Source organism: Pseudoalteromonas sp. J2K-J979, from assembly GCF_058169715.2.
In genome coordinates this window covers 1,754,768-1,768,782 of record NZ_CM200281.1, presented here as the reverse complement: position 1 = coordinate 1,768,782, position 14,015 = coordinate 1,754,768, and the positions used below count along the sequence as shown (strand labels likewise).

Genomic DNA, 14,015 nt, shown 5'->3' with positions numbered 1-14,015 from the left:
TCTCCCCCGTTCGAGGGTAAGATAGCTTTTTATTGACATGTCTTTGGCATGTCATTTTTGTTCAATTTGCAATATTTTACAGGCAACGTTAATCATTGGAGTGAAAATGAGCCATTCAGCAATAGCACAGCTATTAAAAGGCGCAGTTGCAGTCGATAGTCAGGTTACAGTTAAAGGCTGGATCCGAACTCGTCGCGACTCAAAAGCAGGTATTTCTTTCTTAGCCGTTCATGACGGTTCTTGTTTTGATCCTATTCAAGCTGTCGTGCCTAATTCGCTCAATAATTACAATGAAGTAACAACGCTAACAGCGGGCTGCTCTGTTGAAGTAACGGGTAAATTAGTGCCTTCTGAAGGTCAGGGTCAATCTTTCGAAATTCAAGCAGACGAAGTAAAAATTGTCGGCATGGTTGAAAACCCAGACACGTACCCAATGGCTGCAAAACGCCACAGTATTGAATATTTACGAGAGCATGCTCATTTGCGTCCGCGCACGAATATGATTGGTGCAGTGACTCGCGTTCGTAACTGTTTATCGCAGGCTATCCATCGCTTTTATCACGAGCGTGGTTTTTTCTGGATCAGCACGCCAATTATTACAGCGAGTGATTGTGAAGGTGCCGGTGAAATGTTCCGCGTATCCACACTCGATATGCAAAACTTACCTCGCGATGACAAAGGAAACGTTGATTACAGCGAAGATTTCTTTGGTAAAGAAGCATTCCTAACGGTATCAGGTCAACTCAATGGTGAAACATATTGTTCTGCCATGTCAAATATTTACACCTTTGGCCCGACGTTCCGTGCTGAAAACTCAAATACATCACGTCACTTAGCTGAATTTTGGATGGTTGAGCCTGAAGTCGCCTTCGCTGACTTAAATGACATCGCTAAATTAGCCGAAGACATGCTTAAATACGTGTTCAACGCAGTGTTAACGGAGCGTCGCGATGACATGGAGTTTTTTGCTCTTCGTGTTGAAAAAACCGCAATTTCACGTTTAGAAAGCTTTGTCGAAAAAGATTTCGCACAAGTTGACTATACCGACGCTATCGAGATTCTTAAAAACTGCGGCAAAAAATTCGAGTTCCCTGTTGAATGGGGCGTCGATTTACAATCAGAGCACGAACGTTATTTAGCTGAAGTTCACTTTGAAGCCCCTGTAGTTATCAAAAACTACCCTAAAGACATTAAAGCGTTTTACATGCGTCAAAATGAAGATGGCAAAACAGTGGCTGCAATGGATGTGGTTGCACCCGGCATTGGTGAAATCATTGGTGGTTCACAACGTGAAGAGCGCCTTGATGTACTCGATGCCCGCCTTGAAGAAATGGGCTTAGAAAAAGAAGATTACTCGTGGTACCGTGATTTACGTAAATATGGCACCGTGCCTCATTCAGGTTTCGGCCTTGGGTTTGAACGTTTAGTGGCGTATGTTACCGGTATGGGTAATGTTCGTGATGTGATTGCCTTCCCACGTACCAAAGGTAATGCAACGTACTAATCAGTATGGTTTTATTTAAAAAATCGGCTAAAGTAGCCGATTTTTTTTGCCTGAAATTCACAAACCTGTCGTAGATCAACCCCTTACTTTTCAGTGCTGTTAAGCTAGTGCCATTACAAATTTGTTTTTAGGTGTTTAAAATGTCAAAAGTTACACATGGATTAAATATAGGCTTAGCACGTCATGGAGCTGATATTTTTTTATCTCTCAAAATAATTGGCACCTTGACTCATCAAGATTACCAGAGGATCACCCCAATCCTTGAAAGTGCCCTTTGTGGGCTTGCACACCCAAAAGTGAATGTACTGATTGACGCAGATGAACTAACCGGCTGGGAACTGCGAGCCGCTTGGGAAGACCTAAAACTAGGCCTTAAGCACAACAACGACTTCGGAAAAATTGCCATTTATGGACATAAATCTTGGCAAGAAATCATGGCAAAGCTGGCCAACTGGTTTATCAGTGGTGAGGTGAAATATTTTGAAGATAAAACAAGTGCAATGAATTGGCTATTTGATTAAAACTAGCGTGTCAATGCGGACTTCATTTAATTCAATGAAATTTCTTTATACCTCGACAAAAAAACAGAGTAAGCAATGTTTACACACAAAAATGCCAGCGGGTGAACGCTGGCATTTTATTATCATCAACCGAATTAACTTGCTGTAGATAAAAGGTAAATCAACCCGCAACAAGGTTAATTCGTTATAATGTATCATCTAGCCATTTGAAAAACTCACGTTGCCACACAATACCGTTTTGAGGCGTCAGTACCCAATGATTTTCTTCAGGGAATAGCATAAAACGGCTTTTCAAGCCTCGTAATTTTGCTGCTTGGAATGCTGCAATACCTTGTTCCAGTGGCACTCGATAATCCTTTGCACCATGAATCACAAACATCGGTGCATCCCATTTTTCAATGTGGTTAACAGGGTTAAATTGCCCGTATGCTTTTTTCGTTGCCGGGTTATTTTCCCAGTACGCACCGCCGAGCTCGTTATTGACAAAAAACAGCTCTTCAGTTGTACCGTACATGCTGCGTAAATCAAAAATACCACAATGAGCAATAAAGGTTTTAAAACGACCATCATGGTTGCCTGCTAAATAAAACGCCGAATAACCACCATAACTCGCCCCAACGGCACCAATACGTGAATTATCCACATACGACTCTTTAGCCATATCGTCAATTGCGGCCAGGTAATCTTGCATCACTTGCCCACCCCAATCTTGGCTGATATCGTCGTTCCATTTCACACCGTGACCCGGCATACCACGGCGGTTAGGCGCCACAACTATATACCCTTGTGAAGCCATTACTTGGAAGTTCCAACGGAAAGAATAAAATTGTGACAACGCAGACTGTGGGCCGCCTTGTAAATAAAGCAGTGTTGGGTATTTTTTATTTTTATCAAAATTAGGTGGATAAATAACCCACGTCAACATATCGCTGCCATCGGTTGTTTTAACCATACGTTTTTCAACAGTAGGTAAATTAAGCTTTGCATAAAAGGTATCGTTTTCGTTTGTCAGTGCTGTCAGCTTGTTACTGCCAATATCAAAACGATATATTTCACGTGCAGCATTCATACTGTTTCGTGTGACCACTAGCGAATCATTGAGTACTGCGACAATGCCATTAACATCAAACATACCTTTCGTTAGCTGCTTAATTTTTGGCTTGGCTTTTGTTTTTAGATTCACCGCTACTTGGAATAACTGGATAGTTCCATCAACAGGCGCAATAAAATAGATTTGCTTACCATCGAGGCTCCATTTAAAACTATTAACCGTGCCATCCCAATGCGCGGTCAAGTTATGATCACGGTTATCAACTCGAACAATAATATCGTTTTTATCAGCTTCGTTGCCCGCTTCATCCATTTGTAGCCAAGCTAAGTGGCCTGCCGCTGAAAATGCAGGATACTTGTCGTAACCTAAATTACTTTCGGTGATATTAGTGGTTTGCTGACTTTTAAGGTTGTAACGATAAATATCGGTATTGGTACTTTTTACATAATCTGTACCGGTGAGTTTTTTGCTCACATAATAAATATTTTCGCCTTTTGGCCCCCAGGTGTAATCCGCTGCGCCACCAAATGGCGAGGTTGGACTATCAAATGGCAGTCCTTGCATTATGTCGACTGTTTGTTCGGTTTTTAAGTCTTGGTAAAATACGTGTTTAAATGTGCCGTCTTTCCATGTATCCCAATGACGATAATTTAAATCGTCAAATACATAGGCATTGGCTTGCACCATATCTTTATAACGATCTGTCGCTAAGATAGCGTCTAATTGCACTTTCTCGTGATACAACTTTTTCGTGCCATCTGGCGAGATGTTGTTATCGATCACCACACCTTGGTAAGATTCTAATAATTGAGATTCTCCCCCTTTTAGCGGCACTTGATAAACCTTGCTGCTAAAGTCGTTGTTATCAACACTCGGTGTCGTCACCTTATAAATCACATGGGTTTTATTTTGATTTAAACCCAGCGCACTCACACGCTTTACTTGCCAAAGTTTTTCTGGGGTCATCACCTCATTGGCATAAGCCCCCATACTGACCGCTAGTCCTAAGCTTACAGATAATACAGTTCGCAACATCGCGACATTCCTCCAAAAATTAATCAGCATAAGAGTACAGAATTAATCTATAAATTGGAAAGCGGGATGCGATTAACAACTGAAAAATGTATCAAAATAGCGGGGTAATTTTAAAAGTTGATGCTAAAAAACTTTATTAGGCTCACACTTTAGCCGAACACCAACTTCAGCTAACTAAATGGGATGAATATCTCAGGATCACATGCGCAGAGTTTAAAAAGTATCGACCTATCAGCAAAACCCGGCTCAGAGTCTGCTTTAACCGTAATGCAAAACGTACAAAAAGCAGCGACTCAAGCCACCGCTATTTACGAATCTAAAGAAGAGGTGAAGCTTAATTACTATCGAACCAGTTGAGCCAACAAACGCGTCATTGAACATCTATTAGCCAATTTTTGGCTATACTAGCAGTGTAATTCCACATAGACAAAGGCGAGCTTCAATGCAAACAAGTGGTTCATTAGGATTATTGCTGCAACAGTTTTTTGCCACTAAAAAAGAGCGTTTTCGAAAAAATATACCGAGCGTGTTATCGGTTGCTGAATTTCAGCACATGTTGAACAAAGAAAAAATCAGAGCCGATCGACTTAGTAACCCATTTTCCTTAGTATTATTTGCCATGCCAACAGGAGCCTTTTGCCCATTATGTGAGGCACTGGTCAAAAACCTAACGGCGCTAAATCGTGTCATTGATGAAATAGGTTTTTTTGACGAGACTCACTTAGCCATTTATTTATTTAATACACCCCTTGAAGGCGCAAAGTCTTTTTTAAACCGTATTGAGCATACATTTAGTCAATTATCCGAGTTTGAGCATAGCATTAACGTATACCCAGATAGCTTGCCCCGCCCCCCTTCAATAAACAAAATGGCCAATAAACGTGTGCAAGAAAGACTCCCCTTGTTATTGAATGCGCAGCTATGTATCAAACAAGCCAATAAAATGCACACTCTCAGCGCCCAAACATTAAACATCTCTTCTTCTGGCGCTTTTATTATTAGCGATCGACAAATAGATGACGACACAGAAATTGAATTTGAGTTTTCGCTGCCATTAACGGAACTTGACTCAGGTTCGAGTTTGGATATAAAAATTTTAGCCAAAGGCCATGTTATCCGCAGTATGGGACAAGGCTTTGCAGTCACATTTGAGCCTCAATAAAGACAATTTATGAACGACAACAAACACTTTTCAGTACAAGATTTACAACCCCATTTTACAATTAAATCCCCTTGGTGGAAAAAATTTATGGATGGCGTCGGTGCCAGTGTTTTATTAATCCTATTCGCCCCCTTGTTTCTGTTAACTGCTATTGGCATCAAGTTGTTTATGCCAGGTCCTGTTGTGTTTACGCAAATTAGAGCTGGTAAAGGTGGCGTGCCTTTCAAAATGTATAAATTTCGCTCTATGGTAATTGATGCTGAGCAATTAAAAGCCGATCTATTGATTCAAAATGAGCGAGATGGCCCTGCTTTTAAAATGAATGATGACCCAAGGATCACCCATTTTGGCCATTTTATTCGTAAAACCAGTTTGGATGAATTACCTCAATTAATAAATGTGCTGATTGGCGATATGAGTTTAGTTGGCCCACGCCCTTTGCCAGTCTATGAAGATAAAAATATGAGTCAATGGCACGTGATCCGCCGAGAATTGAAACCTGGGATCACTGGTCTTTGGCAGATCAGCGCTCGAGACGATGCTAACTTCGATCATTGGATACGACTCGACTTGTTTTATATTAATAACCTTTCTTTATGGCTCGACATCAAAATACTGCTAAAAACCATTCCTGCGGTATTATTTGGCCGAGGTGCCATGTAATTTTTACACTGTATTTTGCCGTCTAAATAATTGTTTAATTATATTCGAGGCTTTTATTTTTATTGCACCGTTTCAGACACAATATTACCTATTTAGTTAAGATTGATTGGTGATTTATCTCCGTAACTTTTCACACTAGCTGATGTTGGTTTACCGCTTTATTTCTAAATCAGTATTATAGCCTTCAAGTTTATTGAGCACGTTAGTAAAAGTATAGCTCGGTAGGACTCTGAAGCACCAAGCGGCGAACACAATATTTCAAGTATTTGTCGTTGGAAAAGTTAAATTACATAGCAAATATATTGTTGGTTCACTCTATTTATGGATAATTGTAGGAACATTCATCATTAACAAGGAACGATAATGCTCGGATTAATTCGCCATACCGTAGAATTATGTCCAGAAGTAAAAGGTCAAGTTTTTGAAAATGGAACCCCATTAGCCAATCAACTCATTGAGCGAAGCTTAACCTATAACGATGAAGAACTAGATAGTGTTTATACTGACGACAATGGTTGCTTCGCCTTTCCAGCTAAGTCTTTAAAGTCTCGCAAACCTAGCAGTATCTTTCATGAACCTGTGGTCAGAATTATCATAGATTTAGAAAAAGATGGTGAGGTTTACAATCTCTGGTTAGGTTTTCAGCATGGACTGAAAAATCCGAAAGAGTTTAAAAAATTTTTGAAAAACTTAAAAGCTGACTTAACGGATGAAGAAGTAAAACATCACCTAATTAACTCTGAGGATCCATTAGACGAACACTTAATTAAAAGTATTGTTCGGTTGAAAAACAAGTAACATAATAACAATACATTGATGTTCTCTTCTGTTTATGGATAATTATAGAAACATGGATTATTAACAAGGAACGATATATGCTCGGATTAATACGCTATACCGTAGAATTATGCCCCGAAGTGAAAGGTCAGGTTTTTGAAAATGGAACCCCATTAGCCAATCAACTCATTGAGCGAAGCTTAACCTACGAAGAAGAAGAGCTAGACAGTGTTTACACTGATGAAAATGGTTACTTCTCGTTTCCTGCCAAATCTCTCAAGTCTCGCAAACCCGGCAGTATTTTTCATGAGCCTGTGGTACGAGTAATTATTGACCTAGAAAAGAATGGCGAAGTGTACTTACTCTGGTTTGGTAATCAGAGAGGATTAAAAAATACGTCTGAGTTTAAAAAACATTTGATTAATTTGAAAGCAGATTTAACTTCTAGTGAACAAGTACATCACTTTATAAACACTGACTCTCCTTTTCAGGAAGAACATAATATAACTAGCATTTGTCGTTGGTAATATAAATTTTATTTTTAAAGGGAATTAATATGAGCACTTTATCTCCAGCAATTTGTGCCGAATTGGCCACTATCGCCTATGATATTCATAAACCTACGAAGCGAGGACGCTATTTACTTGAAACATCCGCAACATTGAGAAGCTTCTTCTCTTTCGATCTATCAAACGGTCCAATAAAAGGAACTTCTGGCGGAGCAATGGCTCATGCTAAAGGTCATCAAACAGGTTTTGTTCTTGTTGGAAAAGGATCATCCCCAGCTGGGCGCATGAATCCATTTAAAAATGATTTGGTATTGGCTATTCGAGGTACCGCCTCATTATATGACGCATCAACTGACTGCAGAGCGAACATAAGTGTTTGCGATGGTGGCCATAGTGTTCATGCCGGCTTCAATACTTTATTTGAAACTTTAAAGTCAGAATTAGCCCCATTGTTAAGCTCGCTCAAGTCGCATGCTACTGTGCATTGTGTTGGTCACAGCCTTGGTGGTGCAGTCGCATCACTAGTCGCAGATTGGGCTAAACGACGCTTCGATGTAAACGTTAAGTTATATACTTTTGGAGCTCCAAAGGTAGGCTTAACTAATTTCGCATTAAGTACGACTAATGCTCTTGACCCAAAGAATATATTCCGCTGTGTAAATGGGGGCGATGTAATTCCTATGGTGCCTTTTTGGCCATTCATGCAAGCTCCTTACAACGCTCCTGAATACAAGATGGACAACAACCAAATAATTGTGCCTTGGCACCACTTGATGAAGTACTACACCCGAAACTCACAAAAGCAGTCTTGGGATAGCATCAATAAGAGGGTAACATTTAATCCGTTTAAACGTGTTACCTTAGACATTACCCACGCAAGCCAAGTCCAAACTTCCATTTATTGGATGAACCGTTTAAGTGAGGCTTTAATGACTCTATTACGCCAAGCAAAGCTTGGAGCGCTGAATGCGCTGCAGTCTGGGGTTTCAAACGGCTTAAGCTTATACGACAAAATTGCGATGATTTTAGCAAACAACAATTTTCACACTGTAGATTTAACCGGCCCAATTAATGGTTTACTTGCATGCATGCTAGCTTTTGCAGGATATAGTCGAGCCAAAATAAAAGAGCTATCAGCTGAATTTATAAAATGGGTGTTTGAAAAAACACTGCAGATGGTTAATAAAGTAGCTCAGAAAGCACTTTCAGCTTTAGTTTAAAAAATGAAAACATTTTTATAGGAGTATGGAAGAAAGGCCCGCAATCTTTTATGGGCCTTTAAATAAGTGAAGCACAAGTTTTGACTTTGCAATCAATAACCTGACCACAGCCTTGCTACTAACACATTGCGCTAAACATCGTTTGGCTGTATTGAATTAAACTGGCTGTTGTCTCGTTCGACCCTTTAACTTTTAAATGATGCGCAAACGCTAAGCGGCCTGTCATTGCTAACCAAAATACTGCACTTATAAATCCAACTACGCGCCAAATGGTCTTTTTCGCCCATTTTAATGCCAATGTGATTGAAAGCACGTAAAAAACAAAGCCGGCTAGTTTAGAGCTAGCCCAGCCGTTGGTGAGTGGGTATAAATTCAATGGATTAACCACCACTAAATAAATAAAAGTGCACACAAATAAGGTATATAAAATGTGCGGGCCAATTTTGAGAAGTTTATTATTGACCTTATCTGAGCCTTTTAAGGTCAATACAAAATTAATCAGAAAAAAGACAAACGTTAAGGCTATGAGTGTGAGATGGGTATGTTTTACAATCATGTACATATTAAGTTTCCATTTATAAGCTACTTGCTAACGGTGATGCAGCACCACTATTGCTCTGGGAGTATATAGAGAGTTACGCACTTAAAAAATCAAAATAATCAGATAATGTTATTAAGCGAATGAATAGCTGTAACTTTTTATCTTTTAGTTTGCTTAAAATCTGGCAGCTTGTTTAATCACGATGCTATGACGTGCAGCCAATCGTGCATGATCTTTGTCATAACCTCCACCTATCACTGTTGCGACGGGCACTCCTAATTGTTGGCAAATACTCAGTACAGTGCGATCGCGCCTTTCTATGCCCTGCCAAGAAATATCGAGCTTCCCTAAACCATCATGTTGCCAAATATCTACGCCGGCATCGTACAATACAATACTCGGGTTTATATCGCGAATTAAGCTAAATAAGCTTTGCTCTATCACGTCAAGGTATTGCCCATCTTGCATTCCTACTGGCAAGCCTATATCGCAGTCACTGTTGCTTTTACGAAACGGAAAATTCTTTTCACAATGAATTGAGCAAGTAAACACATACGGATTATGCTGCAAAATTGCGGCTGTACCATCCCCTTGATGAACATCAAGATCAAAAATCAACACATTGGTTGCTAACCCTTGCTCAATCAGTGCGGTAGCGGTAAAGGCTAAATCGTTAACCATACAGTATCCAGCACCAAAATCGCTATGCGCATGATGCGTCCCACCCGCTAAGTGGCAAGCTATGCCATGTTTTATAGCTAATTGTGCTGTCAACAACGTGCCTTGCGCTTCGGTAAATGTTCGCGCCATGAGCTTGTGTGACCAAGGTAAGCCAATGCGACGCTGCGCTTTTTCGTCTAGCCGATTATGCACTAAATCATTCAAATAATTCGCGCAATGGATCGATTCAAGACAGCAGATAGCTGCGCGGTGCGGCGTAAAGACGTTTTGTTGGATATAGCCATCTCGATGTAGGTGCTGATACACATCAGCAAATTTGCTCATCACAAAGCGGTGATTAATATCAAAATCAAACGAGTAATCTTGATGATACACCAAAGGTAAATGTGGATTAATGGTCATGAAACGGCACCTTTGTACTGATAACTAGCTATTTAATTTGCATGTGATCACACGACTAGCACTCGAGCCTATCAGTAATAATCGATTAATCTCAACGGCTAAACGCTTATTTCTCTCAAGCAGTTTCTATTTGCAGGGCAATAGCAAAACAACCGTTCTAAAAAATTGGTGGTCGATACCCGATACATTGTCTGAGTTAAGCTAACCGTGTGGATTTTATAGAATAAAGCGTGAAGAGTTAATAAAAAAAGCCGCGATCATCACTGAAGCGCGGCTTTACAACCAGAAATTGTTGTTATTGTTATAAAGCTTGTTCTAACGCTGGCAGGACATCAAATAAATCAGCCACTAAGCCGTAATCCGCAACTTGGAAAATCGGTGCGTCTGGATCTTTATTGATTGCAACTATCACCTTTGAGTCTTTCATGCCCGCTAAGTGTTGAATTGCACCGCTAATGCCAACAGCAATATACAGATCAGGCGCGACAATTTTGCCCGTTTGACCGACTTGCATATCATTGGGCACAAAGCCCGCATCAACCGCTGCACGCGAAGCGCCAATAGCCGCCCCCAACTTGTCGGCGATGCCATCAAGTAAGGCAAAATTTTCACCATTTTGCATACCACGACCACCCGAAATAATCACAGGTGCAGCGGTCAGCTCAGGGCGCACAGATTCTGTTTGACTCACTGAAACAAACACACTGTTACTCGACTCAATCACAGCATCCAGTGACTGAACTTCACAAGCAGGTTGATCTGCTTGTAACTCAAACGCACTGGCTCGTACAGTAATCACTTTTACGTCTTCCAGTGATTTAACCGTTGCAATACCATTACCGGCATAAATTGGTCGCTTAAATGTATCAGCATTTACCACTTCGATAATTTCAGAAATTTGGCCTTTATCAAGTAACGCAGCCACACGTGGTAACGTATTTTTACCTGTCGTGGTCGCCGATGCAAAAATATGACTGTACTCAGCAGCGATGGACACGATTAAATCGGCGGTATTTTCAGCTAAATGGTGAGCATAAGCGGCATTATCGGCAAGTAGCACACGATTTACGCCTGCAATTGTTGCGACTTGCTCAGCAATAGGCGTGACTGAGTCACCGACAACTAGCACATCGACACTGTGGCCTACTTTTAACGCTGCATTTATTGTTTTAGACGTTTCAGGTTTTAAAATGGCATTTTCATGCTCTGCGATCACTAATGATTTCATGAGATTACCTTCGCCTCATTTTTTAATTTTTCTACTAACTGTGCAACATCGTCAACAATAATGCCAGCTTGGCGTTGTGCAGGCTCTTCAACTTGAAGTAACTCAAAACGTGGGCTTAGATCAACACCAAAACTATCCGCAGCCACTGTTTCTAGCGGTTTACGCTTTGCTTTCATAATATTTGGTAATGACGCATAACGCGGCTCATTTAAACGTAAATCAGTTGTGATGATAGCTGGCAAGGTTAAAGAGACTGTCTGTAATCCACCGTCAACTTCGCGTGTGACAGCCACTTTGCCTTCATTGATGACGACCTCTGAAGCAAAAGTACCTTGAGGGCGCTTGCTTAAAGCTGCGAGCATCTGACCCGTTTGGTTATTATCCGAATCAATTGATTGCTTACCAAGAATAACTAACTCTGGATTTTCTTGTTCAACCAGTTTATTGAGTAATTTAGCAATATGCAGAGAGTCGAGTTTTTGATCGGTATCGATATGAATTGCACGATCGGCTCCAAGCGCTAAGGCTGTTCGTAATTGTTCATGACAAGTTTTGTCACCAATCGAGACAACAATAACTTCTGTTGCCTTGCCGGCTTCTTTAATGCGAATAGCCTCTTCAACTGCGATTTCACAAAAAGGATTCATAGCCATTTTAACATTGGCTAAATCAATATCTGTTTTATCGGCTTTAACTCTGGCCTTGACGTTGTAATCGATGACTCGCTTAATTGGCACGAGAATTTTCATATTCGCTCCGTTACTGACTGAAATGACGTGTGAAATCAACAATCAGTTATAAAGTTATTAACATTTTTTATGGGATTAGCGTACTTCCTGTTGACGTAAACGTCAACCTAAAATAGTCTTACTGCTATATTTACATAGTAATAGCTGTTCATAGTTATTTACGTCACCGTCACAGAATAATAAGAGGTAGTTATGGTTGAGCGCGAAACCATGGAATTTGATGTAGTGATTGTTGGGGCTGGCCCTGCTGGTCTGAGTTCTGCTATTCGATTAGCGCAACAAGCAAAAGACAATCAACAAGAATTAATGATCTGTGTGGTCGAAAAAGGATCAGAGGTGGGTGCCCACATTTTATCGGGGGCTGTATTTGAAACACGCGCACTGGATGAACTGATCCCAAATTGGCAAGAGCTCGGTGCGCCAGTAACAACCAAAGTTAAAGAAGATGAAATTTACTGGTTTAATAACGATCATAAAGCCACCAGTCTGCCTCACTTTGCGGTACCAAAAACCTTCCATAACCAGGGTAACTATATTGTCTCTATGGGGAATGTGTGCCGCTGGTTAGCTGAGCAAGCTGAAAGTTTAGGCGTTGAAATTTTCCCTGGCTTTTCAGCCCATTCACTGATTATTGAAGAAGAAACAGTCAAAGGCATTATTACTGGTGATATGGGTCTTGATAAAGATGGCAATGAAAAAGACGGCTATATGCCCGGCATGGAATTACGTGCTAAATATACTTTATTCGCCGAAGGCTGCCGTGGACATTTAGGTAAGCAACTCATCAACGAATTCAACCTTGATGCAGGACAATCACCTCAGCATTATGGCTTAGGCTTTAAAGAAATTTGGCAAGTACCGAGTGAACAACATCAAGAAGGCCATGTTGTTCATGGCACAGGTTGGCCGCTTGACAACGAGACCAATGGTGGTGCGTTTATGTATCACGCTGAAGACAATCAAGTCGTGATTGGGCTCATTGTTGACCTAAACTACAGTAACCCACACTTAAGCCCATTTGATGAGTTTCAACGTATGAAACATCACCCAGTGTTTAAGTCTGTGCTCGAAAATGGCAAACGCATTGCCTACGGTGCCCGTGCGATTGCCAAAGGTGGCCTGAACTCATTGCCTAAAATGCACTTCCCTGGTGGCTTACTCATCGGTTGTGACGCTGGCACCCTTAATTTTGCCAAAATTAAGGGAAATCATACAGCAATGAAATCTGGCATCATCGCTGCGGACGTTATATTCGAAGCACTGGAAAATAACCAAGCAAATACAGACTTAACAGAGTTTTCTCACGCCTTTAAAGCATCTTGGTTATATGACGAGTTATACAGCTCGCGTAATTTTGGCCCAGCGATGCATAAATTAGGTAAATTTGTTGGCGGTGCCTACAACAGTCTGGATCAAAATGTTTTTGGTGGAAAACTGCCCTTTAACTTTAAAGACAACATAGCCGATCATGAAACTTTACACAGCGCCGCAAGTGCACGTCCTATCAGCTACCCTAAACCTGATAGTGCGTTGAGTTTTGATAAATTATCCTCGGTTTTTTTATCAAATACCAATCACGAAGAATCGCAACCGTGTCACCTTAAGCTTGCCGATTCAGACATCCCAGTCACGGTGAATTTGGCTAAATTTAATGAACCAGCCCAGCGTTATTGCCCTGCGGGCGTGTATGAGATTCAAGAAGTAGCAGGCCAGTCTCAATTTGTGATCAACAGCCAAAACTGTATTCACTGTAAAACGTGTGATATCAAAGATCCAAGCCAAAACATCACCTGGGTCACGCCAGAAGGTGCTGGTGGGCCAAACTACCCAAATATGTAAACTGTTTTGCACTTTATTCGTTGCTAAGCGGTGTTATTGAATCCTAAATTGCAGGGGGCGAAAGCCCCTTTTTACTTTTTTACTAATGTGTTCAATACTCTAACTAATTTATGTCATTCTCTTTTTCGCTTTC

At 40.7% G+C, this 14,015-nt stretch carries 13 protein-coding genes; 8 read left to right on the top strand and 5 right to left on the bottom strand.

What is annotated here, in order from left to right:
- The first annotated feature begins 106 nt into the window (after positions 1-106).
- Complete coding sequence (gene asnS, locus AC3KVK_RS08135; protein WP_490312027.1) at positions 107-1,504, top strand: asparagine--tRNA ligase; 1,398 nt, start codon at positions 107-109, stop codon at positions 1,502-1,504.
- 140 nt (positions 1,505-1,644) lie between these two features.
- Positions 1,645-2,025 carry a SpoIIAA family protein gene (locus AC3KVK_RS08130; protein WP_490312028.1) on the top strand — a complete coding sequence of 127 codons (381 nt, stop codon included), beginning with the start codon at positions 1,645-1,647 and terminating at the stop codon, positions 2,023-2,025.
- Between the two features lie 184 nt (positions 2,026-2,209).
- Here AC3KVK_RS08130 and AC3KVK_RS08125 read toward each other — a convergent pair whose 3' ends face one another.
- On the bottom strand, positions 2,210-4,111 hold the full coding sequence (locus AC3KVK_RS08125; protein WP_490312029.1) for a S9 family peptidase: 1,902 nt from the start codon (positions 4,109-4,111) through the stop codon (positions 2,210-2,212).
- A 442-nt stretch (positions 4,112-4,553) separates the two neighbouring features.
- On the opposite strand from AC3KVK_RS08125, the gene AC3KVK_RS08120 reads away from it, so the two are divergent.
- The 5 genes from AC3KVK_RS08120 (at position 4,554) to AC3KVK_RS08100 (ending at position 8,442) form a co-directional block, all read left to right on the top strand.
- On the top strand, positions 4,554-5,273 hold the full coding sequence (locus tag AC3KVK_RS08120; protein WP_490312031.1) for a PilZ domain-containing protein: 720 nt from the start codon (positions 4,554-4,556) through the stop codon (positions 5,271-5,273).
- A gap of 9 nt (positions 5,274-5,282) precedes the next feature.
- Positions 5,283-5,936, top strand: a complete 654-nt coding sequence (locus tag AC3KVK_RS08115; protein WP_490312032.1) for a sugar transferase — start codon at positions 5,283-5,285, stop codon at positions 5,934-5,936.
- Between the two features lie 363 nt (positions 5,937-6,299).
- On the top strand, positions 6,300-6,734 hold the full coding sequence (locus tag AC3KVK_RS08110; RefSeq protein WP_490312033.1) for a DUF6795 domain-containing protein: 435 nt from the start codon (positions 6,300-6,302) through the stop codon (positions 6,732-6,734).
- Positions 6,735-6,811: 77 nt separating this feature from the next.
- Positions 6,812-7,240: a DUF6795 domain-containing protein gene (locus AC3KVK_RS08105; protein ID WP_490312034.1), complete on the top strand. Its 429-nt coding sequence runs from the start codon at positions 6,812-6,814 to the stop codon at positions 7,238-7,240.
- A 29-nt stretch (positions 7,241-7,269) separates the two neighbouring features.
- Positions 7,270-8,442, top strand: coding sequence for a lipase family protein (locus AC3KVK_RS08100; RefSeq protein ID WP_490312035.1), 1,173 nt, complete (start codon positions 7,270-7,272; stop codon positions 8,440-8,442).
- 118 nt (positions 8,443-8,560) lie between these two features.
- On the opposite strand, the gene AC3KVK_RS08095 is transcribed toward AC3KVK_RS08100, so the two are convergent.
- The 4 genes from AC3KVK_RS08095 to AC3KVK_RS08080 all read right to left on the bottom strand — a co-directional run bounded on the left by AC3KVK_RS08095 (position 8,561) and on the right by AC3KVK_RS08080 (position 12,043).
- Entirely contained in the window at positions 8,561-9,004 is a 444-nt protein-coding gene (locus AC3KVK_RS08095; protein ID WP_490312036.1) for a SirB2 family protein, read from the bottom strand.
- 153 nt (positions 9,005-9,157) lie between these two features.
- On the bottom strand, positions 9,158-10,066 hold the full coding sequence (locus AC3KVK_RS08090; RefSeq protein WP_490312037.1) for a histone deacetylase family protein: 909 nt from the start codon (positions 10,064-10,066) through the stop codon (positions 9,158-9,160).
- A gap of 301 nt (positions 10,067-10,367) precedes the next feature.
- The gene (locus AC3KVK_RS08085) at positions 10,368-11,294 is read right to left on the bottom strand and encodes an electron transfer flavoprotein subunit alpha/FixB family protein (RefSeq protein WP_490312038.1); all 927 of its coding nucleotides are present in this window, start codon (positions 11,292-11,294) and stop codon (positions 10,368-10,370) included.
- On the bottom strand, positions 11,291-12,043 hold the full coding sequence (locus AC3KVK_RS08080; RefSeq protein WP_490312039.1) for an electron transfer flavoprotein subunit beta/FixA family protein: 753 nt from the start codon (positions 12,041-12,043) through the stop codon (positions 11,291-11,293). Before AC3KVK_RS08080 ends, AC3KVK_RS08085 begins: the two co-directional genes overlap by 4 nt.
- A 192-nt stretch (positions 12,044-12,235) precedes the next feature.
- Here AC3KVK_RS08080 and AC3KVK_RS08075 point away from each other — a divergent pair, with 192 nt between their 5' ends.
- Positions 12,236-13,882 carry an electron transfer flavoprotein-ubiquinone oxidoreductase gene (locus AC3KVK_RS08075; RefSeq protein ID WP_490312040.1) on the top strand — a complete coding sequence of 549 codons (1,647 nt, stop codon included), beginning with the start codon at positions 12,236-12,238 and terminating at the stop codon, positions 13,880-13,882.
- Positions 13,883-14,015 lie beyond the last annotated feature (133 nt).